Annotated in this window: 19 protein-coding genes; 2 read left to right on the top strand and 17 right to left on the bottom strand. The window is 63.9% G+C overall.

Annotated elements, in window-relative coordinates; translation table 11 throughout:
* Positions 1-12: 12 nt before the first annotated feature.
* From AO716_RS02335 to rpoB, 12 genes are all read right to left on the bottom strand, one after another.
* Positions 13-693, bottom strand: a complete 681-nt coding sequence (locus tag AO716_RS02335) for a 3-oxoacid CoA-transferase subunit B (RefSeq protein WP_055239339.1) — start codon at positions 691-693, stop codon at positions 13-15.
* A complete protein-coding gene (locus AO716_RS02330; protein ID WP_055239338.1) occupies positions 690-1,373 on the bottom strand; it encodes a 3-oxoacid CoA-transferase subunit A in 684 nt (227 codons plus the stop codon). Before AO716_RS02330 ends, AO716_RS02335 begins: the two co-directional genes overlap by 4 nt.
* Before the next feature lie 7 nt (positions 1,374-1,380).
* Entirely contained in the window at positions 1,381-2,583 is a 1,203-nt protein-coding gene (locus AO716_RS02325; protein ID WP_055239734.1) for a thiolase family protein, read from the bottom strand.
* Between the two features lie 116 nt (positions 2,584-2,699).
* Complete coding sequence (gene pcaC / locus AO716_RS02320; protein WP_055239337.1) at positions 2,700-3,110, bottom strand: 4-carboxymuconolactone decarboxylase; 411 nt, start codon at positions 3,108-3,110, stop codon at positions 2,700-2,702.
* A 45-nt stretch (positions 3,111-3,155) separates the two neighbouring features.
* Positions 3,156-3,956, bottom strand: coding sequence for an alpha/beta fold hydrolase (locus AO716_RS02315; RefSeq protein ID WP_055239336.1), 801 nt, complete (start codon positions 3,954-3,956; stop codon positions 3,156-3,158).
* Positions 3,953-5,350 (bottom strand): lyase family protein, encoded by a 1,398-nt coding sequence (locus tag AO716_RS02310; RefSeq protein ID WP_055239335.1) that lies wholly within the window; start codon positions 5,348-5,350, stop codon positions 3,953-3,955. Before AO716_RS02310 ends, AO716_RS02315 begins: the two co-directional genes overlap by 4 nt.
* Before the next feature lie 4 nt (positions 5,351-5,354).
* A complete protein-coding gene (pcaG, locus tag AO716_RS02305) occupies positions 5,355-5,918 on the bottom strand; it encodes a protocatechuate 3,4-dioxygenase subunit alpha (protein WP_055239334.1) in 564 nt (187 codons plus the stop codon).
* Positions 5,918-6,775 (bottom strand): protocatechuate 3,4-dioxygenase subunit beta, encoded by an 858-nt coding sequence (gene pcaH, locus AO716_RS02300; protein ID WP_055239333.1) that lies wholly within the window; start codon positions 6,773-6,775, stop codon positions 5,918-5,920. The genes pcaG and pcaH overlap by 1 nt, the downstream gene beginning before the upstream one ends.
* 134 nt (positions 6,776-6,909) lie before the next feature.
* Positions 6,910-8,106 carry a 4-hydroxybenzoate 3-monooxygenase gene (locus AO716_RS02295; RefSeq protein WP_055239332.1) on the bottom strand — a complete coding sequence of 399 codons (1,197 nt, stop codon included), beginning with the start codon at positions 8,104-8,106 and terminating at the stop codon, positions 6,910-6,912.
* Between the two features lie 123 nt (positions 8,107-8,229).
* On the bottom strand, positions 8,230-9,015 hold the full coding sequence (locus AO716_RS02290) for an IclR family transcriptional regulator (RefSeq protein WP_055239331.1): 786 nt from the start codon (positions 9,013-9,015) through the stop codon (positions 8,230-8,232).
* A 208-nt stretch (positions 9,016-9,223) separates the two neighbouring features.
* Positions 9,224-13,114, bottom strand: coding sequence for a DNA-directed RNA polymerase subunit beta' (locus tag AO716_RS02285; RefSeq protein WP_055239330.1), 3,891 nt, complete (start codon positions 13,112-13,114; stop codon positions 9,224-9,226).
* A gap of 191 nt (positions 13,115-13,305) precedes the next feature.
* Complete coding sequence (gene rpoB / locus AO716_RS02280; RefSeq protein WP_055239329.1) at positions 13,306-16,806, bottom strand: DNA-directed RNA polymerase subunit beta; 3,501 nt, start codon at positions 16,804-16,806, stop codon at positions 13,306-13,308.
* A 642-nt stretch (positions 16,807-17,448) separates the two neighbouring features.
* On the opposite strand from rpoB, the gene AO716_RS02275 reads away from it, so the two are divergent.
* Both AO716_RS02275 and AO716_RS02270 read left to right on the top strand, forming a co-directional pair.
* Positions 17,449-18,669, top strand: coding sequence for an acetyl-CoA C-acetyltransferase (locus tag AO716_RS02275; protein WP_055239328.1), 1,221 nt, complete (start codon positions 17,449-17,451; stop codon positions 18,667-18,669).
* Positions 18,669-19,154: an aminoacyl-tRNA deacylase gene (locus tag AO716_RS02270; RefSeq protein WP_055239327.1), complete on the top strand. Its 486-nt coding sequence runs from the start codon at positions 18,669-18,671 to the stop codon at positions 19,152-19,154. The genes AO716_RS02275 and AO716_RS02270 overlap by 1 nt, the downstream gene beginning before the upstream one ends.
* A gap of 89 nt (positions 19,155-19,243) precedes the next feature.
* Here AO716_RS02270 and rplL read toward each other — a convergent pair whose 3' ends face one another.
* From rplL to rplK, 5 genes are all read right to left on the bottom strand, one after another.
* Positions 19,244-19,618, bottom strand: coding sequence for a 50S ribosomal protein L7/L12 (rplL, locus tag AO716_RS02265; protein WP_055239326.1), 375 nt, complete (start codon positions 19,616-19,618; stop codon positions 19,244-19,246).
* 60 nt (positions 19,619-19,678) lie between these two features.
* Entirely contained in the window at positions 19,679-20,245 is a 567-nt protein-coding gene (rplJ, locus tag AO716_RS02260) for a 50S ribosomal protein L10 (protein WP_055239325.1), read from the bottom strand.
* Positions 20,246-20,527: 282 nt separating this feature from the next.
* Positions 20,528-21,601, bottom strand: coding sequence for a GNAT family N-acetyltransferase (locus AO716_RS02255; RefSeq protein ID WP_055239324.1), 1,074 nt, complete (start codon positions 21,599-21,601; stop codon positions 20,528-20,530).
* 124 nt (positions 21,602-21,725) lie between these two features.
* Positions 21,726-22,433, bottom strand: a complete 708-nt coding sequence (gene rplA, locus AO716_RS02250) for a 50S ribosomal protein L1 (protein ID WP_055239323.1) — start codon at positions 22,431-22,433, stop codon at positions 21,726-21,728.
* Positions 22,434-22,567: 134 nt separating this feature from the next.
* Positions 22,568-22,999: a 50S ribosomal protein L11 gene (rplK, locus tag AO716_RS02245; RefSeq protein ID WP_055239322.1), complete on the bottom strand. Its 432-nt coding sequence runs from the start codon at positions 22,997-22,999 to the stop codon at positions 22,568-22,570.
* Between the last annotated feature and the right edge of the window lie 71 nt (positions 23,000-23,070).

Here is a 23,070-nt window from a genome sequence, read left to right as displayed (position 1 = left end):
CCGCTGATGGTCTTAGTCGGTACCGGCTGACGGGCCGATCAACGGCACGTCCACCTTCGCGGCAAGCTCCTCGAAGCTGATCCCGTAGGTCTCGCGAACGTGGACCCCGTCCTCCTTCAGGAGAAAGACCGCCTCATTAGTGTAGACGCGGGTGACGCAGCCAACGCCGGTGAGCGGGTAGGAGCACTCCGCCACGAGCTTGCTCACGCCCTCGCGGGTGAACAGGGACATCATCACGTAGACATCCTTGGCGCCGGTGGCGAGGTCCATGGCACCACCGACGGCGGGAATCGCGTCAGGTGCGCCGGTGTGCCAGTTGGCGAGGTCGCCTGTGGCAGACACCTGGAAGGCCCCAAGGACGCAGACGTCCAGGTGTCCCCCGCGCATGATCGCGAATGAATCCGCGTGGTGGAAATAGGACGCACCGGGCAGTTCCGTGACCGGGATCTTGCCTGCGTTGATGAGGTCACCGTCGATTTCCTCGCCGCGGGCCTCCGGACCCATGCCCAGCATGCCGTTCTCGGTGTGGAGGGTGACATGCTGCTCAGGCTTGAGGTAGTTGGAGACCAGGGTCGGCTGGCCGATGCCCAGGTTGACGAAGGAACCCGGCGCAATGTCCCCGGCAACGAGTTCTGCCAGGGAGTTGCGGTCCAGTTTTTCGCTCACGGTGGTATTCACTGCCTTCTCGCTCATGCTGCTGCCGGTTCTTTCTCGCGGGATACCTGGACCAGGCTGTTGACGTAGATGCCTGGAGTCACGACGGTTTCCGGATCGATCCCGCCTACTTCCACGATCTGGCGCACCTGGACAATTGCGTTCTTTGCCGCTGCCGCCATGATCGGGCCGAAGTTGCGGGCAGTCTTGCGGTAGATCAGGTTTCCGGCTTTGTCAGCTTTAAGTGCCTTCACCAGCGCGAAGTCCGCGTGCAGAGGAGTCTCGAAGACATATCCGCGCCCGTCGATGACACGGGTTTCCTTGCCCTCCGCCAGCGGAGTGCCGTAGGCGGTGGGGGTGAAGAACCCGCCGATGCCGGCTCCGGCGGCGCGGATGCGTTCAGCAAGGTTGCCCTGCGGCACCAGTTCCAGCTCGATCTCCCCGGCACGGAACTTCGCATCAAAGATCTGGCTGTCGGACTGCCTCGGGAAGGAGCAGACAATTTTCCGGACGCGGCCGGCGCCGATGAGTGCCGCCAGTCCCTCTTCTCCGTTGCCGGCATTGTTGTTCACGACCGTCAGGTCTGTCGCTCCCTGGCGCAGCAGCGCTTCAATGAGCTCAACCGGCTGTCCGGCTTTGCCGAATCCGCCGATCATCACGGTGGCTCCGTCGTAAATCGGTGCGACGGCTTCGTCGACATCCTGCAGTATGTTCAGCACGGTTCTCCTAGGCGTTGATGTTTTCGAGTACGACGGCGAGGCCCTGCCCGACGCCGATGCAAATGGCTGCGACGCCCCACCGTTCGCCGGTGGCTTCGAGCCGGCGGGCGAGTGTGCCCAGGATGCGGGTGCCGGAGGCGCCCAGCGGATGCCCGATGGATACGGCGCCGCCCCAGGCGTTGACGATGTCCGGGTCGATATCCCACGCATCAAGGCAGGCCAGCGACTGTGCCGCAAAAGCCTCGTTGAGTTCCACAGCACCGACGTCACCCCAGGAAATCCCCGCGCGCTTCAGCGCGGTATTTGCCGCTTCGACGGGTGCGTAGCCGAAGAACTGGGGCTCATTGGCCGCAGCGCCCCGGCCTGCGATCCGGGCCAGGGGCGCCAGGCCCAGCATCCCCGCTGCTGCTTCACTGCCCAGCCATGCGGCGGAGGCGCCGTCGTTCAGGGGCGAGGCGTTGCCCGCCGTGACCGTGCCGCCGGCAGGCGAATCGGAGACCGGACGGAAGACCGTTTTCAGGGTTGCGAGTTTTTCCACCGTGGAACCGGCACGGATGCTTTCATCCCTTGCCAGGTCTGCGCCGTCGACCGCAATGGTGAGGTTCGCGTAGCGGCCCTCATCCCAGGCGCGGGCTGCCGCCTCATGGGACTTCGCGGCGAATTCATCCTGGCGTTCTCGGGTGATTCCGTATTTTTCACGCAGCTGCTCGGTGGCTTCGCCCAGCGAAACTGTCCATTCCCTGGGCATGTTCGGGTTCACCAGGCGCCACCCGAGGGTGGTGGACGCCAGGGTCTGGTCGCCGGCGGGGAACGGCTTCTCATTCTTGGGGAGCACCCAGGGCGCCCGGCTCATGGATTCAACACCGCCCACCAGCATCAGGTCGGCCTCTCCCGTGTTGATCTGGCGGGAAGCGATCATGGCGGCATCGAGTGAGGAACCGCAGAGGCGGTTCACCGTCGTGCCGGGAATTGATACCGGGAGGCCTGCAAGCAGCGTGGCCATCCGCGCCACATTTCGGTTTTCCTCACCGGCACCGTTTGCGTTGCCAAGGATGACTTCGTCGATCCGTCCTGGATCAAGTTCCGGTGCGCGGGACACCGAGGCCTGAATCACCTGCGCAGCGAGGTCGTCGGGCCGGATGCCTGCAAGGGCACCGCCAAAGCGCCCGAACGGAGTGCGGACGGCGTCATAAATGTAGGCCTGGTTCACCATGGCTCCTTTGGCTGGTTCCTGTACGCATCGTTCCGGGCAAAACCCCGAATGTTCATTCAGCGAACATGCGTACAAGATGCGAATTTATCCGAGATCGGCTGTTTGTGCCAGCCTTATTTCTCAGCGGCGTCGAGTTCCCTGAAGACGTTCTGCGCCGTCTTGAAGGCCGCGTTGGCGGACGGCACGCTGCAGTAGATGGCGGACTGGAGCAGGATTTCCTTGATCTCGTCCCGGGTCAGCCCGTTGCGCAGCGCTGCACGGACATGCATGGCGAGTTCTTCCAGATGTCCGTGGGCGATGAGCGCGGTGAGCGTGACGGCGCTGCGCATCTTCCGGTCCAGTCCGGGGCGGGTCCAGATGGTCCCCCAGGCGTAGCGGGTGATCATGTCCTGGAAGTCGGTGGTGAAGTCATCCTTGGCTGCGTTGGCGCGGTCCACGTGGGCGTCACCCAGGACTTCGCGGCGTACCGCCATGCCCTCGTCGTAGATTTCCTGCTGGGTCTTGGCGCTGGAGGATTCGTTCACTGTGTTGCCTGTTCTCTGGACTTCAGGGGTACTCGGATGCGTTGGTTACTGTGCCGCGCGGAAGAAACTGCCAAGCAGTTCGGCGGTATCGGCCGGCTGTTCGGCAGGCACCAGGTGGGCGGCATCGGGGACGACGGCGGAACGGCCGCCTGGTACGCCGTCGGCGATCAGTTCGGCGAAGGATGCAGGCGTCACCACATCTTCGGCGCCGGCCACGGCCAGGACCGGGACCTGGATCTCCGCCAGCCGGCTGCGGACGTCGAAGGCAGCCAGGGCCTGGCAGCAGAAGGCGTAGGAGAACCGGTCGGCGTCTTGGAGGGAGTGAAGCAGTGCCGCGGAGGCGCCCTTCTCGCGTTCGATGAACCCTTCGGCGAACCAGCGCTGGGCCGAGCCAATCAGCACCGCAGGCGTGCCCTGGTTCCGGACGGTCTCAGCGCGGGCTTCCCAGCTGTCGGCGTCGCCGATCTTCGCGCCGGAGCACAGGATGGCCAGGGACTTGAAGGTGGACGGGAAGTCCAGTCCCAGCTGCAGGCCCACGGCTCCGCCCAGCGAGACACCGGCGTAGTGCAGCTCCTGTGCCGCGGAGATATCGCCGGCAGAGACGGCGCCTTCCACAAGCCGGGATACAGCGGTGGCCAGTTCTTCCATGGAGAAACCGTCGGCGGCGGCCGGGCTGTTTCCGTGTCCGGGCAGGTCCCAGGCGATGACGGTGAAACCATCCAGCAGCGCCGCGGTGCTGGCCCAGAGTGCAGTGCCGGAGGTGCCCAGGGAAGGGCCGGCGATCAGCACGGGTGCAGAGGGGCCTGCGTTGGAGAGCTGGGTTGCTTTGATCTGCGGGACGCTCACGCGTTGTTCCTTCCGGGGTAGGCCGAGATAATTCGTTCGATCAGTGCGCTGGACTGGCCGACGTAATTTGCCGGGTCCAGCAGCTCCTTGATTTCGGCATCGCTGAGGGCTTCGGCCGGAACCGCCGAGCGCAGCAGCGCAGCGAAGTCCTCGCCTGCCAGTGAGCGGGACACCAGTTCCTGGACCTTCTTCTTTCCCTGGCCCGGCGTACCGGCGTCCAGCAGCGGGGCCACGCGTGCCATGACCTTCTCGCTGACAACGAGCGGGCCGGCGAGGGAGAGGTTCCCGGCAACAGCGTCGGTATGGACCTGCAGACCGCTGGTGAGTTCGGCGAGTTTGGCTGCTGCTCCCCCGGCCAGCCGCAGCATCTGCCGCAGTGCCTGCCATTCGACATGCCAGGATCCGCCGGGACGCTCATCGTCGGCGGCGCCCGCGGCAGCCTGCAGCATCGCTGCGTAGCCGGGGGCGGACAGGGCAGCGCTGCGGATCAGCACCGAAAGAACGGGGTTCTGCTTCTGCGGCATGGCGGAGGATCCGCCGCGTCCGGCTGCCCGGGGCTCGCTGACTTCTCCGATCTCCGGCCGGCTGAGGAGCAGAACGTCGTTTGAAACCTTCCCGGCGGCAGCCAGCAGGTCCGCCAGGGCTGTGCCCAGAGACGTGACCGGAAGCCGGTTGGTCTGCCACGGAGCCACTGGATCGGCGAGGCCAAGGCGGGCGGCAAGCTCGGCAGCAAGATCGAGCGGCGACGCCTGGGTTCCTTCAACCGTTGCGGTGAGCGCTGCCATGGTGCCGGATGCTCCGCCCCACTGCAGGGGCAGCGACGCAGCTGCACTCTCCAGCGCCGCCGTTGCCTGCCCAATTCCGTGGAGCCACTGGGCTGCCTTGAGCCCGAAAGTGGACGGGAGCGAATGCTGGGTGAGGGTGCGCGCCACGCTGAGGGTTTCGGCGTGGCCGCGTGCGAGGGCGGCCAGTCCCGCCTGGGCCCGGTAGGCGTCGGCGAGGATGGTTTCCAGCGCCCGCGCCGACATCAGCATGAGTGCTGTGTCCAGGATGTCCTGGCTGGTGGCAGCTCTGTGAATTGGTCCCACTGCTGCCGGAGCTTCTTCGCGGACAATTGCCCGGAGGTCTGCGAGCAGCGGAATGACGGGGTTACCGCCGCCCTGCGCCCGGGCTGCCAGGTCCGCAATGTCATAGCGGGCGGCCTGGCAGGCCGGGGCAACGGCGTCGGGAACATGCGCATCGATCAGGCCCGCGGAAGCGAGCACCCGCAGCCACTCGAGTTCGACGTCGAGCATCGCCTGCAGCAGCGCCTCATCAGAGGTCAGCGCGGCTGCGCGGGTGCCGGCCCATGCCGGCGACAGGAGTCCGTAGTCGGCAGTTTCCGCAGAGGCCAAGGGATTACGCTTCCGGGTAGGCGAGGAAGACGGTTTCGTCTTCGCCCTGCAGCTTGATGTCCCAGCGCAGTCCGCCGTCGGCTTCGCGGGTGGCGATCAGGGTGCGGCGGCGGTCCTCCGGGAGGGAGGACAGCAGCGGATCGCTGGCCAGGGCAGCTTCGTCTTCCGGCAGGTACATCCGGGTGTGGAGCTTGTTCAGCAGGCCGCGGGCAAAAATGACCACCGAGATGAAGGGCGCCGATCCTTCTTCGGTTGGCCCGGGGTTGACCGTGGTGAACGTGTAGTTGCCGGTGTTGTCAACGGGGACCCGGCCCCAGCCGGTGAACGTGTAGCCGTCACGGACCAGCGAACCGGTCTTCTGCGGAATGTTGCCGTCTGCGTCGGCCTGCCAGATCTCCAGCAGCGCGTCGGGAATCGGGTCTCCGGCTCCGTCACGGACTGTTCCCTGCAGCCGGATCGCCCCGGGCAGGCCCGGGGCCAGCAGTTCCCCGCCCTTCTCGAAGGGGAGGGCATAGCCGTAGAAGGGACCAATAGTCTGGCCGGGCGTGGCGGTGAGTTTCTCGCTCATTACTCTGCGTCCTCTTCTTCCATCCAGGTGCGGTTGCTGCCGGTCAGCACGATGTCCCAGTTGTAGCCGGTGGCCCACTCATGGGAGGTGATGCCGTGATCGTAGGTCGCCACGAGGCGGTCGCGGGCTTTCTGGTCGGTAATGGACTGGTAGATCGGATCCAGTGCGAAGAGCGGATCACCCGGGAAGTACATCTGGGTGATCATGCGCTGGGTGAAGTCAGTCCCGAAGAGGGAGAAGTGGATGTGTGCCGGGCGCCAGGCGTTGAAGTGGTTCTTCCACGGGTAGGGGCCGGGCTTGATGGTGGTGAACTCGTAGGAGCCGTCATCACCGGTAATGGCACGGCCGACACCGGTGAAGTTCGGATCGATCGGCGCCGGATGCTGGTCCCGCTTGTGAATGTAGCGGCCGGCAGAGTTGGCCTGCCATACCTCGATCAGCTGGTTGCGGACCGGACGGCCATCGCCGTCGAGCACCCGTCCGCGCACGATGATGCGCTCGCCCAGGGGTTCACCGTTGTGCTGGATGGTCAGGTTTGATTCCAGGGGATGCACGTCCTGGTGCCCGAACGCCGGCGACCACAGCTCAATGGTCTCCGGGTCGGTGTGGTGCAGGTTCTTGGTGGGATGGCGCAGCAGCGAGCTGCGGTAGGGACGGAAGTCCACGCGCGGCTGGGTTTCCTCAGCAGCACCGTTTTCCACGCCCTTCCGGTACGCTTCGTGGATTGTCCGGATCTCATCGGAGATCTGGTCCTGCGATGCCTCAGCGGCATCGAGCCGCTCGATGACATGGCTGTCCGCGAAGAGGTCTTCCGCAAGCGCGGAACCGTTGTCCGTGTCCATGGTGTTCTCGTCCATGGTCCTTCTTCCTGTCAGGGCAGGACGCGTCGCTGCGTCCCGCGATGGGTAGGCATCCCGTGGATGGAACCCACAGTACACCCGTGTTCACTCTTAGTACAGACGTTCACAATGTGAACATTTGCTGACAGACCCTAGTGTTCCGGCCAGCCGGTATAGGCCTCGGCAAGGTACGCCTGGCCGTGGCGGGAAGACACGACGCCGTTCAGCTCACCCAGCGCGCGCTTGCGCTCGAAGTCCGTGGCATCTGGACGGGTGTGCAGCATCGAAGTCATCCAGTAGGAGAAGTTCTGCGCCTTCCATACCCGCTGCAGGGCCTTGTCACTGTAACCGTCAAGCAGGTCCGCGGACTTTGTCGCATAGAAGGAATCGATGGCCTCATGCAGGACCTTGACGTCAGCCAGGGCCAGGTTCAGGCCCTTGGCACCGGTGGGGGGAACGGTGTGCCCGGCATCGCCGGCCAGGAACATGTTGCCGTAGCGCAGCGGCTCGCAGACGTAGGACCGGAACTTCAGGACGGTCTTTTCGAAAATGGGACCGCGCTTGAGCTGGAATCCGTCCGGCCCGTCGACCCGTCGCTGCAGTTCATTCCAGATCTGTTCATCGCTCCAGGCATCGGCATCCTCGTTGGGATCGGACTGGAAATACATGCGCTGGACGTTGTCATTGCGCTGGCTGATCAGCGCGAAGCCGTGCTCGGAGTTCGCATAGATAAGCTCGGGCGCGCTGGGCGGAGCTTCGGTGAGGATGCCGAACCAGGCGAACGGGTATTCGATGAAGTTGTCCGTCCGCAGCTCCCTGGGGATGGAGCGCTTGCAGATGCCCTGGGAGCCGTCAGCGCCAACCAGGATGTCGCAGTGGATTTCGAAGTCGGCTCCCTCAGCGTCCGTGAAACGGATCTTGGGCACGGACGTCGTCTGGTCCAGGACTTCAGTGTCGCTGACCGCATAGCGGACGTCTCCGTTGTCCCGCTCCCGCGCTGCGGCGAGGTCCACGAAGACCTCGTTCTGCGGGTAGAGCCAGACGGACTCCCCCACCAGGTCTTCGAAATCGATCCGGTGGCTTTCCCCGCCGAAGCGCAGGTCGATTCCGTCATGCTTGTAGCCGTCGGTCAGCACACGCTTGCTGACGCCGCCTTCGGTCAGCATCCGGACGCTGCCGTGTTCCAGGATGCCTGCACGGTGGGTGGTGCGGATGGTTTCGTGGTCACGCTTTTCCACGACAATGCTCTCGATGCCGGACTGGGCCAGCAGGTGGGAGAGCATCAGTCCTGCAGGACCACCTCCGACTATGCCGACTTTGGTCTTCAGGACGGTACGGACTGCAGCCAATGCAGGACTCCTTTAATGCGGGCAGGCGGGACGGGGGCGCGGAACGCCTTTCTCCAGTGTGAGGACCGGCACAATCCCGGCGCGAGCCGTTTCCCATTCAATGAGAACAACTCCCCCGGAGTCCTAGTCCGCGGGCCCCTCATTACGCGGACCGGCTTCTGAAGCAGCAGTGCCAAGGCCCCGGGAGATCCCCCGCGCAGCCGTCATGAGGGCAGGTACCGTGGCTGCCGTGTTCTCCTGCCCGCGCGGCACCACCACACCCAGCGCTGCGACGGCGGACCCCTCGGGACCGAAGACAGGTACCGCGATTCCGGTGGTGTCCGGGTCTACGACGCCGGGCAGCGTGGCGCACCCCTCCCGGCGGATCCCGGCCCACTGCCGGCGCAGGACGTCTGCTGCCGGGAACGGGCGCGGTGCATCACGGTGCCGCTTCAGGAATTCCTCCTGCACATGGCGGGGCGAATGCGCCATCAGGACCATTCCCGAGGAGGAGATGTGCAGCGGCAGGCGCCCTGCCACTTTTGCAAAGTTGGAGACTGATCCGCGGCTGGAAAGGCGCTCGATGAAGAGGACCTCATCCTCCTGGAGCACGGAGAGCTGCGTGTGCTGGCGGATGACTGCCTGGATGTCTTCCATAAAGGGCATCGCCACCTGTCTCAGGTCCAGGGCAGATGAACTGCGGCTGGCAAGTTCCCACAGCCGCAGGCCGAGCCGTAACTCACCTGACGTCGTCCGCTGCAGCAGTCCCAGGGAAACCAGTTCCCCGGCCAGCCGGTGGGCGGTGGACAGCGGCAGTCCTGCCCTGCGCGCAAGCATGGCGACCGGCATTGCGGGGCGCTCGGCGTCGAAAGCCGAGATCACGCGCACGATGCGCTCCGCCATGGAGTCGCCGGAGGGGGAATTGGCCATACCAGTACTTTGGCATACGACGGCGGCGCCTCCCGCCGTGTGTACTGCGGCGGTCAGGCTGGAGAGTCTCCGTAATTCTGCGCCCGGATAAAAAGTTCATCCCCCTACCGGAACTATGGCCTCAGGCCACGGACTTAAACGGGGAAGGACCCCGCCTTTCGGCAGGGTCCTTCCTTCGCGGTGTGCGGTTCGTTTTAGCTTTTCAGCCTTAGCGGAACTCGCTGCCCATGTCGTAGTCATCCAGCGGGATGGCGTGGAACTCGGGGCTAAGGCCACCGTCAACTCCGGCGTAGTCGAAGTCGCTGAAGGCGCTCGGGCCGGTGAAGAGATTGGCCTTTGCTTCCTCAGTCGGTTCAACCGTGACCTCGGTGTAACGGGGCAGGCCCGTTCCGGCCGGGATCAGCTTACCGATGATGACGTTCTCCTTCAGGCCGAGCAGCGGATCGCTCTTGCCTTCCATGGCCGCCTGCGTCAGGACGCGGGTGGTTTCCTGGAAGGAAGCAGCGGACAGCCAGGACTCGGTCGCCAGGGATGCCTTGGTGATACCCATCAGTTCCGGACGGCCAGCGGCCGGACGGCGTCCTTCGGAGACCACACGGCGGTTCTCGCTTTCGAACCGGCGGCGCTCGGCCAGCTCACCCGGGAGCAGGTCGGAATCGCCGGATTCGATCACGGTTACGCGGCGCAGCATCTGCCGGACGATGACTTCCACGTGCTTGTCGTGGATGCCTACGCCCTGGCTGCGGTACACGCGCTGGACTTCGTCCACCAGGAACTCCTGAGCCTTGCGCGGGCCGAGGATGCGGAGGATCTGCTTGGGATCCACTGCACCTGCAACCAGCTGCTGGCCAACCTCGACGTGGTCGCCGTCGGCAACCAGCAGGCGGGCACGGCGCAGGACCGGGTACGCGATTTCCTCGGAGCCGTCATCGGGAGTGACAACCAGGCGCATCTGGCGGTCGGTCTCTTCGATGGTGACCCGGCCGGCCGTCTCGGAGATCGGAGCAACGCCCTTGGGGGTACGTGCTTCGAAGAGCTCCTGGATACGGGGCAGACCCTGGGTAATATCTTCGGCCGATGCAACACCACCGGTGTGGAAGGTACGCATGGTCAGCTGGGTACCGGGCTCACCGATGGACTGTGCGGCGATGATGCCTACGGCTTCGCCAATGTCCACGGTCTTGCCGGTGGCCAGCGAGCGGCCGTAGCAGAGGGCGCAGGTTCCGACAGCCGACTCACAGGTCAGCACGGAGCGGACCTTGATGTCGGTGACGCCGGCCTTGAACAGCTTCTCGATCAGCACATCGCCGACGTCGTCGCCGCCCTTGGCCAGGACATTGCCTTCTGCATCGGTGACGTCGGTGGCCAGCGTACGGGCGTACGCCGAGTTCTCGACCTCTTCGTGCAGCACCAGTTCACCGTTGTGATCCGGAACGGCAATGGTGACGTTCAGGCCGCGCTCGGTACCGCAGTCCTCTTCGCGGACAATGACGTCCTGCGAAACGTCCACCAGACGACGGGTCAGGTAACCCGAGTTGGCGGTACGCAGAGCGGTATCGGCCAGACCCTTACGGGCACCGTGCGTGGCGATGAAGTACTCCAGAACCGACAGGCCCTCACGGTAGGAGGACTTGATCGGACGCGGGATGATCTCGCCCTTCGGGTTGGCCACCAGGCCACGGATACCGGCAATCTGCCGGACCTGCAGCCAGTTGCCTCGTGCACCGGAGGAAACCATGCGGTTGATGTTGTTCTGGATCGGCATGTTGTCACGCATAGCCTTGGCAACCTCGTTGGTCGCCTGGTTCCAGATGTCGATGAGCTCCTGGCGGCGCTCGTCTTCAGCGATCAGGCCCTTGCCGTACTGGCTTTCAACCTTGGCAGCGCGTGCTTCGTAAACCTCCATGATGGCCGGCTTGTCGATCGGAGCAGCGATGTCGGAGATGGCGACGGTAACGCCCGAGCGCGTGGCCCAGTAGAAACCGGCATCTTTCAGGTTGTCCAGCGTGGCAGCGGTGACGACCTTCGGGTACCGCTCAGCGAGATCGTTGACGATCTTGGAGAGCTGGCCCTTGTCGGCAACAGCCTCGACCCACGGGTAGTCCGCGGGCAGGGTCTGGTTGAACAGCACCTGGCCAAGGGTGGTCGGGATGAGCGCAGGAGTGCCCTCTTCCCAGCCTTCCGGAGCCGGCTGCTCATCGCTGGGCACAAAACCGTCAACGCGGATCCGCACCGGTGCGTTCAGGTGCAGCTCGCCCAGGTCGTGTGCCATAACGGCTTCAGCCGTCGAGGAGAACACACGGCCTTCGCCGGCAGCGTCTGCCCGCTTGGTGGTGAGGTGGTGCAGGCCGATGATCATATCCTGCGAAGGCAGGGTGACCGGGCGGCCGTCCGACGGCTTCAGGATGTTGTTCGAGGACAGCATCAGGATGCGGGCTTCAGCCTGTGCTTCGGGGCTCAGCGGCAGGTGTACTGCCATCTGGTCACCGTCGAAGTCAGCGTTGAATGCGCCACAGACCAGCGGGTGAAGCTGCAGTGCCTTGCCCTCAACCAGCTGCGGTTCGAAGGCCTGGATGCCGAGGCGGTGCAGGGTAGGTGCACGGTTGAGCAGCACCGGGTGTTCGGTGATGATCTCTTCCAGCACGTCCCAGACCTGCGGACGGAATCGCTCGACCATGCGCTTGGCGCTCTTGATGTTCTGGGCGTGGTTGAGGTCAACCAGGCGCTTCATCACGAACGGCTTGAAGAGCTCCAGTGCCATCTGCTTGGGCAGGCCACACTGGTGCAGCTTCAGCTGCGGACCAACGACGATCACGGAACGGCCGGAGTAGTCCACGCGCTTGCCGAGCAGGTTCTGGCGGAACCGGCCCTGCTTGCCCTTGAGCATGTCGGAGAGCGACTTCAGCGGACGGTTGCCCGGTCCGGTGACCGGACGGCCGCGGCGGCCGTTGTCGAACAGGGAGTCAACAGCTTCCTGGAGCATGCGCTTTTCGTTGTTCACGATGATCTCGGGGGCACCGAGATCGAGCAGGCGCTTCAGGCGGTTGTTGCGGTTGATCACGCGGCGGTACAGGTCGTTGAGGTCGGACGTCGCGAAACGGCCGCCGTCCAGCTGCACCATCGGGCGCAGTTCCGGCGGGATCACCGGAACGGCGTCGAGGACCATGCCCATGGGGCTGTTCGACGTGGTGAGGAACGCGTTGACAACCTTCAGGCGCTTCAGGGCACGCGTCTTGCGCTGGCCCTTGCCGTTCTGGATGATCTCGCGCAGGTTCTCGGACTCCTGCTGCATGTCGAAGTCCTCAAGACGCTTCTTGATGGCTTCGGCACCCATGGAGCCTTCGAAGTACAGGCCGTAGCGGTCGCGCAGTTCGCGGTACAGGCCTTCGTCGCCCTCGAGGTCGCCGACCTTGAGGTTCTTGAAGCGTTCCCAGACCTGCTCGAGGCGCTCGATGTTGTTGTCGGCGTCGCGGCGGACCTTGGCCATCTGGCGGTCGGCGGAGTCGCGTGCCTTCTTCTTGTCCGCTGCCTTCGCACCTTCACCTTCAAGGCGCGCCAGTTCGCCTTCGAGGTCCTTGGCGATCGCGGCGATGTCGGAGTCGCGCTGGTCAACCAGGTGCTTGCGCTCCAGGTCGTGCTCGGCCTGCAGGTTCGGCAGTTCGGCGTGGCGGTTCTCTTCGTCGACCGAAGTGATCATGTAGGCAGCGAAGTAGATGACCTTTTCGAGGTCCTTCGGAGCCAGGTCAAGGAGGTAGCCCAGGCGGGAGGGAACACCCTTGAAGTACCAGATGTGGGTTACCGGAGCGGCGAGCTCAATGTGGCCCATCCGTTCGCGGCGAACCTTTGCGCGGGTAACTTCGACGCCGCAGCGCTCACAGATGATGCCCTTGAAGCGCACGCGCTTGTACTTGCCGCAGTAGCACTCCCAGTCACGGGAGGGACCGAAGATCTTTTCGCAGAAAAGACCGTCCTTCTCCGGCTTCAGGGTTCGGTAGTTGATGGTTTCCGGCTTTTTGACCTCGCCGTAAGACCAGTTGCGGATTTCGTCCGCAGTGGCAAGGCCGATTCGCATGAGGCCGAACGTGGAATCGTTGGACATGGGTCCCTGTTCTCTCTTGTTCTCTAAATCTGAATGTCTCGGGTACGGGAAGAAGCGAAGGCAACCATCCAACCCCAGCCCCGCGCCGGTGTCCGGAGGAAGGCGGCTTTAATATTCCTTGCGAGCTCTGCGAGCTGGGAATTTCGTTGCCGCCGTTCCGGGCACCGGTGCGGAGCCAGGACGGATGAAACCTAAACCTCTTCTACTGAGCTCGGCTCTGCGCGGGACAGATCAATACCCAGCTCTTCCGCGGCCCGGAAGACTTCTTCATCCGAGTCACGCATTTCAATCGTGTTGCCCTCGGTGGAGAGTACTTCCACGTTCAGGCAGAGCGACTGCATTTCCTTGATGAGCACCTTGAACGATTCCGGAACGCCGGGCTCCGGGATGTTCTCACCCTTGACGATGGCTTCGTAGACCTTGACGCGGCCGTGGATGTCATCGGACTTGATGGTGAGCAGTTCCTGCAGGGTGTAGGCGGCACCGTAGGCCTCCAGGGCCCAGACTTCCATTTCACCGAAGCGCTGGCCACCGAACTGTGCCTTACCACCCAGCGGCTGCTGGGTGATCATGGAGTACGGACCTGTGGAGCGAGCGTGGATCTTGTCATCGACAAGGTGGTGCAGCTTCAGGATGTACATGTAGCCAACGGAAATCGGATCCGGGAACGGCTGGCCGGAGCGGCCGTCGAACAGACGGGTCTTGCCGGAAGCACCGATCAGGCGGTCGCCGTCGCGGGTGACGTTCGTGGAGTCCAGGAGGTTGGTGATCTCATCCTCGCTGGCGCCGTCGAACACCGGGGTGGCAACGGTCGTCGGACCGGTTTCACGCGGCAGTGCAGGCAGGTCCTTGACCCAGTCCGGCTCGCCTTCGATCTTCCAGCCCTGCTTGGCAGCCCAGCCCAGGTGGATTTCCAGAACCTGGCCGACGTTCATTCGACCCGGAACACCCAGCGGGTTCAGGACGATGTCAACGGGGGTCCCGTCTTCCAGGAACGGCATGTCCTCGATCGGGAGGATCTTGGAGATGACGCCCTTGTTGCCGTGGCGGCCGGCCAGCTTATCGCCGTCCGTGATCTTGCGCTTGTGTGCCACGTAGACGCGGACCAGCTGGTTTACGCCCGGGGGCAGCTCGTCGTCGTTGTCGCGGTCGAAGATGCGCACGCCGATGACGGTTCCGGACTCGCCGTGGGGAACCTTCAGGGAGGTGTCGCGGACTTCGCGGCTCTTCTCGCCGAAGATGGCGCGCAGCAGGCGCTCTTCGGGGGTCAGTTCCGTTTCGCCCTTCGGGGTGACGCGGCCAACGAGGATGTCGCCGGCTTCAACCTCGGCACCGATGTGGATGATGCCGCGCTCGTCGAGCTGCGAGAGCACTTCCTCGGACACGTTGGGGATGTCACGGGTGATTTCCTCGGCACCAAGCTTGGTGTCGCGGGCGTCAACCTCGTGCTCCTCGATGTGGATCGAGGTCAGGACATCGTCGGAGACCATGCGCTGCGAGAGGATGATGGCATCTTCGTAGTTGTGGCCTTCCCAGGACATGAACGCGACCAGCAGGTTCTTGCCCAGGGCCAGTTCACCCTGATCGGTGGAGGGACCGTCGGCGATGACGTCGTGGACCTCAACCCGGGTGCCCTCGGAGACGATCACGCGCTGGTTGTAGGCGTTGCCCTGGTTCGAGCGCGCGAACTTCATGATCGGGTAGCTGGTCTCGGTGCCGTCGTCGTTCATGACGGTGACCAGGTCAGCCGAAACTTCGGTGACGACGCCGGCCTTGACGGCGGTGACGGAGTCGCCGGCGTCGATGGCTGCGTACTTCTCCATGCCGGTGCCCACAACGGGACGCTCGGAACGGAGCAGGGGAACAGCCTGGCGCTGCATGTTGGCACCCATGAGTGCACGGTTGGCATCGTCATGCTCGAGGAACGGGATCAGGGCCGTTGCGACCGACACCATCTGGCGCGGGGAAACGTCCATGTACTCCACGCCTTCGGGCTCAACGAGCACGGGCTCGCCGGATCCGCCGCGGGCACGGACGAGGACCAGGTCCTCTTCGAAGTGCATGTCTTCGCGCAGCGGGGCGTTTGCCTGTGCGATGGTGCGCTCAACTTCGTCATCTGCGGTCAGGTAATCAACCTGATCGGTAACGACGCCGTCCACAACCTTGCGGTACGGGGTCTCGATGAAGCCGAAGGCGTTGATCCGGGCGTAGGACGCCAGCGAACCGATCAGGCCAATGTTCGGGCCTTCAGGGGTTTCGATGGGGCACATACGGCCGTAGTGCGAGGGGTGGACGTCACGGACTTCCATGCCTGCACGGTCACGGGACAGACCGCCCGGGCCCAGCGCGGACAGGCGGCGCTTGTGCGTCAGGCCGGCCAGCGGGTTGTTCTGGTCCATGAACTGCGAGAGCTGGGAGGTTCCGAAGAACTCCTTGATCGCAGCAACGACCGGACGGATGTTGATCAGCGTCTGCGGCGTGATGGCTTCGACGTCCTGGGTGGTCATCCGCTCGCGGACAACACGCTCCATACGGGACAGGCCGGTGCGGATCTGGTTCTCGATCAGTTCACCGACTGCGCGGATGCGGCGGTTGCCGAAGTGGTCGATGTCGTCGACCTCAACGCGGATATCCACGTCCTGGCCGTCGCGCTTGCCCGGGATGGTCTTTTCGCCGGCGTGCAGGGCCACCAGGAACTTGATCATCGCGACAATGTCATCGATGTTCAGTACCGAAGCGTCCGAGTCACCGATCGGCTTCTCGACACCGAGCTTGCGGTTGATCTTGTAACGGCCAACCTTGGCCAGATCGTAGCGCTTCGGGTTGAAGTACAGGTTCTCCAGCAGCGTCTTGGCAGCCTCGACCGTGGGCGGCTCTCCCGGACGGAGCTTGCGGTAGATGTCCAGCAGGGCATCTTCCTGGGTCTCCGTGGGGTCCTTCTCCAGGGTTGCACGGATCGAGTCGTACTCGCCGAACGTCTCCAGGATCTGGCCTTCGGTCCAGCCCAGGGCCTTCAGGAGGATGGTGACGGACTGCTTGCGCTTGCGGTCCAGGCGGACGCCCACCTGGTCGCGCTTGTCGATTTCAAGTTCGAACCAGGCACCGCGGGAAGGGATGATCTTCGCGGTGTAGATGTCCTTGTCACTGGTCTTGTCAGCGGCGCGCTCAAAGTAGGCGCCCGGGGACCGGACCAGCTGGGAAACGACGACGCGCTCGGTGCCGTTGATGACGAAGGTACCCTTGTCGGTCATCAGCGGGAAGTCGCCCATGAACACGGTCTGCTGCTTGATTTCGCCCGTGTTGTTGTTCATGAACTCGGCCTTAACGTACAGCGGGGCCGAGTACGTTGCGTCCCGGTCCTTGCACTCGGCCATGGTGTACTTCGGGTCAGCGAATTCCGGCTCCGAGAAGCTCAGGGACATGGTGCCCTGGAAATCTTCAATCGGGGAGATTTCTTCGAAGATGTCCGCGAGGCCGGAGGTTGTCGCGAAGCCCGCGTCGCCCTCTTCCTGGGCCTTGCGCAGGCGTTCCTTCCAGCGCTCGTTGCCTACAAGCCAGTCAAAGCTGTCTGTCTGCAGGGCAAGAAGATTGGGAACATCCAGCGGTTCGTGAATCTTTGCGAATGAAATCCGGGAAGCTGCGTTCTCCGGAGTGGTAGCGGTTGCATTATTAGAGGTGCTCGAGGCGACCAAGAGGGATCCTTCCACAGACCTTCAGGCGTGTTCGCGCTCCCACTCTGCACTGACGGACCTGGTCCGCGTGCGTCCTGAACGGGTTTTGGGCACCGTAACTGTCTGCCGCGTTTACGAGAAACGCCTGCATGAACACTCCGGACGCCGCCTGGCCCGTGACACAGCCCACCGCTATATGAAGGCTGAAGGTTAAGAGAGGGAAGCAAATATCTACTATAGGGCATTGGGGACACAGAAGTCTACCCGGTAATCGAAACCCCTGCCAGCTCGACCCCGGATCCTGAGGCCGGAACTTCAAAGTTCCTGCTCTGAGGCTTCCTGTCGGGGAGCTGCGGGCGGTGCCAGCGAACCGATATGACGCTTGGCTACCCACATAGAGTACCCCAAGTCAGGCGGATGCGCGCGTTTTCCCTCCCCAGGTTGCACGGTGATCTTCCCTGTCCTCTTCCCGGCACTCTTCCCTGCCCTCCTCCCGGCACTGCACAGCAGGCGCCCGGGACGCACCGTCCGACGGCATCCGATGGCATCACGCGGGCCCGGGCCCACGTGACGGAGTGTGTTCCCGGCCACGTCAAACGGGTAGCCTAAGGGCAAAACCTGTTGGAAAGTACGACTCGCCTTCGATGAAAGTGGACTTACCGCATGAGCACTGAGGCATTTGCAGGACCCGGGACGGACTCGATCCCGGAGGTAGTGATCGTCGGCGGGGCACGCACCCCGCAGGGCAGGCTCAACGGCCAGCTCGCGTCCTTCACGGCCGTTGAACTCGGCGCCTTCGCCATCTCCGGCGCCCTGGAGCGCTCGGGCGTGGACGCGTCCCAGGTGGACAGCGTGATCATGGGCCACGTGGTGCAGGCCGGCTGCGGCCAGAATCCCGCACGGCAGTCCGCCATCAAGGCCGGCCTGGGCTGGGATGTGCCCACCGTGACCATCAACAAGGTCTGCCTCTCGGGCCTGGCAGCGGTCATCGACGCTGCGCGGCTGATCCGCGGGGGCGAGGCCACCGTGGTGGTGGCCGGGGGCCAGGAATCCATGACCCGCGGCCCGCATGTGCTGCCCGGTTCAAGGCAGGGCTGGAACTACGGCAGCATGTCCGTGCTGGATTCCGTGGCGCACGACGGCCTGACGGATGCCTTCGACAACGAATCGATGGGCGTTTCCACTGAACGCGGCAACTCTGCACTGGGGATTGGCCGTACCGCGCAGGACGAGGTCGCTGCTGCTTCCCACCAGCGCGCCGCTGCCGCAGCCGCGGCGGGGATTTTCGACGTCGAAATTGCCCCCGTAACGGTGCCGCAGCGAAAGGGCGACCCGGTGGTCCTCACCGCGGACGAGGGCATCCGCCCCTCCACCACCGTGGACACGCTGGCCGGGCTGCGTCCCGCCTTTGATCCTGAAGGCACTATCACTGCTGGAAATTCCTCTCCGCTGTCCGACGGCGCCAGCGCCCTGGTCCTTACCACCCGTGCCTTCGCCGAGGAGCAGGGACTGGAGATCCTGGCCGGTGTGGGAATGCCCGGACAGGTGGCCGGGCCGGACAACAGCCTGCACTCCCAGCCTTCGAATGCGATCGCCCAGGCCCTGAAGCGGGCAGGCTGGACTGCAGCAGACCTGGACTTCGTGGAAATCAACGAGGCCTTTGGGTCAGTGGCCGTACAGTCCCTGCAGGAGCTTGGTGTTGAGCTTGAAGACTGCAACATCCACGGCGGAGCGATCGCGCTGGGCCACCCGATCGGTGCGTCCGGTGCGCGTCTTGCGCTGCATGCCGCACACGAACTGAACCGCCGCGGTTCCGGGCGCGCCGCCGTCGGGCTCTGCGGAGGCGGCGGCCAGGGTGAAGCCCTGCTGCTGTACCGGAACTAGTGCCGGAGTCCTCCCCCGCCGGCCGTGAACGGGTGCTGGCAGCTGCGGAGCGCCTTGGCCTGGATGTCCAGGTCACCGAGCGCCCTGCTGCTGCCAGCCTGGCCGAGGCGGCAGCACTGCTCGGCATCACCCCGGCAGATATCGTCAAGTCGCTCGTTGTCCGCCGCAAGGCCGGTGAGTACCTGTTTGTCCTGGTCCCCGGCGACGCCCAGATCTCCTGGCCCAAGCTTCGTGCCGCAGCAGGGGCAAACAAGCTGATGCTGCCGCCCGCGGACGAGGCGTTCGAGGCTACCGGGTATACCCGCGGAACCATTACGCCGCTGGGCAGCACTGTGGCATGGCCTGTCTTTGCTGCTCCGGACATCCGGGGCCGGCGTGTATCGATGGGTGCCGGCGAGCACGGGGCCAGCCTCTTCGTGGACGGAGATGCCCTGCTGGCGGCCCTGGACGCAACCATCGCCGACATCACCGACCCTCTCCCCTAGGCTGCCGGCATCCCGGATACGCAAAGAACCCCCGCCTCGAAACGAAGCGGGGGTTCTTTCTGTACTGCGGCAGTGCCGCAGAAGCAGTACTACTTAAGGGTAACCGTGGCGCCGGCAGCCTCGAGGGCCTCCTTGGCCTTGTCAGCGGTCTCCTTGTTGGCGCCTTCGAGGATAGCCTTCGGAGCACCGTCAACCAGGTCCTTGGCTTCCTTCAGACCCAGGGAAGTCAGCGCGCGGACTTCCTTGATCACTGCGATCTTCTTGTCGCCGGCGGCTTCGAGGATAACGTCGAATTCGCTCTTCTCTTCAGCAGCTTCAGCAGCGCCTGCTGCCGGGCCGGCAACTGCAACAGCAGCAGCGGTGACGTCGAAGGTCTCTTCGAAGAGCTTCACGAAGTCGGAGAGCTCGATGATGGACAGTTCCTTGAAAGCTTCAATGAGCTCTTCGTTGGTGAGCTTCGCCATGATGTGGCGTCCTTCCTATAAGTGGTGCGCTGGGCACCGGGAGTTGAGGGTGAAGAGTTATTACTCTTCGGTGGCTGCTTCGGCGGCCGGTGCTTCTTCTGCGGCAGCCGGAGCTTCCTCCGCAGCGGGAGCAGCAGCGCCGCCTTCTTCTTCGAGCTTGACGCGCAGGGCATCAACCGAGCGGGCCAGCATGGACATCGGGGCCTTGAGGACACCGGCGACCCGTGCAAGCTGGAACTCGCGGGACTCGAGCGCAGCCAGGGCAGCAACACCGGAGGCGTCAAGGGCATTGCCCTCGAAGACACCGGTCTTGATGATCAGCTGCGGGTTGGTCTTTGCAAAATCCGTCAGGCTCTTCGCAGCGGCAACTGCGTCACCCTTGATGAAGGCAATTGCAGTGGGGCCGGAGAGCTGGCCATCGAACGCGTCGATGCCGGCTTCCTTGGCTGCAATGCCCGTCAGGGTGTTCTTGACGACCGAGTACTTGGTGTCCTGGCCGAGCGAACGGCGCAGCTCCTTGAGCTGTGCAACGGTGAGCCCGCGGTATTCGGTTAGGACAGCAGCGGTTGAATCCTTGAAATCATTGGTGATTTCTTCAACTGCTGACACCTTGATTGGCGTTGCCATAACCCTCCTTCCGGGGAAAATAATGCCGGTGGATCGGGTCCCGAACACAAAAAACGCCCCGGGCAGATGCACGGGGCGGCACTCAACGGAATAATCTTCCGGAGCTCACTTCGTTCACCTGCGCAGGCCGCCCTTGGAAGGGACTTTCGGATGGTTCTCCAACCGGATTCCACACACGTAAACTGAAGGTTCAGCTTGGCTGTGGGATTGAAGGCACATCGACCGACGGTCTTTGGTAGTTCAAGAGTACGGGAGATCCCGGGCAGGGACAAATCGGGGTGCCTAGCTCACCGAGAGCTCCTTCTGCCACTCCCCCGCATAGCCGATGGGGCGGAACCCGAGCTGGACGTTAATGGCCAGCATGTACCTGTTCTCCTCGGCGTTCCAGGTGTAAACCCGCTGCACTTCGGGAAAGAGCCGGCCCAGCCGCTGGAGGTTTCCGGCCTTCAACATCATGCCCAGCCGGTTGCCGCGGTGATGCTGCAGCACCAGCGTATCGTCCTGATAGGCCACGCCTGGGTTACTCCGCGCGACTTCCAGCACGGTATGGCCCGCGAGCTCGCCCGAGGCCGTATGGCGCACGGCGCACACCAGCACGTCATACCCCATCCCCCGTGCCTTCTCCTCAGCTTCCCGGACCCTCGGCACGTCCCAGACCTCCGGCGTCAGGTCCAAGCCACCCAGGGGGGCGTCGGTACTCATCTTCTGCCTTAGTTGGGCGTAGGCATCCGCCAGGGCATCCGGGCACGCGTCCTGCCAGAAGACGAGTTCGTAGCCTGAGCCATCGGTGCTGCCCGGGAGCCCTTCGCCGGCACTGTGCACCGGAAGGTCGAGCCGGCTGATCCGCTCAATGAGTTCCAGGCTGAAGCCACAGGCCGAGGCGAAAGAAGCCGCTGCGTCCTGCGGGATCGACGGCGCCGGAACGTCGCCGGCGGTTAATTCCCCGCCGTCCTGCCGATGGTCGGTCTCCGCTATCAGGGTCCGCCGTCCGTCAGCGGCAGCCAGCTCCTCAGCCGCAGCACAAAGCGCCGCACCGACGCCTCTCCGCCGCGAACGGGCATCCACCACCACGTTCAGGGTGGCCGTGTGCAGATTGTCGGTCAGGGGAAGGTTGAGCCGGGCAACGCCGAGGATTTCCTGCCCGGAACCGGCCCGTGCAACCAGCAGCTGCCGCCGTCGGGTGGACGTGCTCCGGAGCCCGGCCAGCTGCGCCTGGGGCGTTTCGAAGAAGTCGTCATTTCCCCAGATCTCTCGCTGCTGGTCATTGAAGAGCCGGGCAACAGCCAGGAAGCCGCCCGCGTCCGGGGAGTCGGAGCTTTGCGGCAGGACAAACGGTTCCACAGCCAAGGGAGTCATGGCCCTTATCCTGCCGGAGAGCTCCGCCGGAACCAAAGCGGGTTCCGCCGCGGAAACACAAAACGGCCGCAGCTTAGGAGCTGCGGCCGTTTTGGGGAGGAGGCCTCCCGAAGTAATGCGCTGACTATGCGTCTGCGAGAACCTTGGTGACGTTCGGGTCCACGGCGATGCCGGGGCCGAAGGTGGTGCTCACGGTTGCCTTCTGGATGTAGCGGCCCTTGGAAGCGGACGGCTTCAGGCGGAGTACTTCTTCAAGGGCAGCAGCGTAGTTCTCGGCCAGCTTCTGGGCGTCGAAGGACGTCTTGCCAATGATGAAGTGCAGGTTGGAGTGCTTGTCGACGCGGAAGTCGATCTTGCCGCCCTTGATGTCGGAGACAGCCTTGGCGACGTTGGGGGTAACGGTGCCGGTCTTCGGGTTCGGCATGAGGTTACGCGGGCCGAGCACGCGGCCCAGGCGGCCGACCTTGCCCATGAGGTCCGGGGTAGCCACTGCGGCATCGAAGTCGGTCCAGCCTGCTGCAACCTTTTCGATCATGTCATCGGAACCAACGAAGTCGGCGCCCGCAGCGATAGCTGCTTCAGCCTTCTCGCCGGTGGCGAAGACGAGGACGCGGGCGGTCTTGCCCGTGCCGTTGGGCAGGTTGACCGTGCCGCGGATCATCTGATCAGCCTTGCGGGGGTCAACGCCCAGGCGGAAGACAACCTCAACGGTTGCATCCGTCTTGGACGGGTTCGTTTCCTTGGCCAGTGCTACGGCGTCAACCGGCGCGTACAGCTTGTCCGCGTCGATCTTTGCCACAGCGGCTTCATATGCTTTGCTGCGCTTTGCCATCTGCTTTTTCTCCTTGTGCAGTTGTGGTCTGTCGGACCGCGCTCGGCCCTGCCACGTGCCGGCGTACCCTCATGGGCCGTCCGGCTGAATGAATTTGGTGATGCCCGGCTTCTCAGCCGTGCGGTGAAGCTTTATTAGCCTTCGACGGTGATGCCCATGGAACGGGCGGTTCCGGCGATGATCTTGGCGGCAGCCTGAACGTCGTTGGCGTTCAGGTCTTCCATCTTTGCGGTGGCGATCTCTTCGACCTGTGCCTGGGTCAGCTTCGCAACCTTGACGGTGTGCGGGGTGCCGGAGCCCTTGGCAACGCCTGCAGCCTTCTTGATCAGTTCAGCCGCCGGGGGCGTCTTGGTGATGAAGGTGAAGGAGCGGTCTTCGTAGACCGTGATCTCGACCGGGATAACGTTTCCGCGCTGGGATTCCGTTGCAGCGTTGTACGCCTTGCAGAATTCCATGATGTTGACACCGTGCTGGCCAAGGGCAGGACCAATCGGAGGAGCCGGGTTTGCGGCACCTGCATTGATCTGCAGCTTGATAAGGCCGGTGACCTTTTTCTTGGGGGCCATGAAAGGGTCCTTCTCTAAAATAAGTTCCCGAAGGACAGGAGCGTCCGTCCGGGTTGGTGGCCGCCGTGGCG

Origin of the sequence: Arthrobacter sp. Edens01, from assembly GCF_001307035.1 — a bacterium.
Taxonomy (GTDB): domain Bacteria; phylum Actinomycetota; class Actinomycetes; order Actinomycetales; family Micrococcaceae; genus Arthrobacter_B.
Note: the sequence above shows the minus strand (reverse complement) of the source record. Positions and strands in the feature narration are given on the sequence as shown.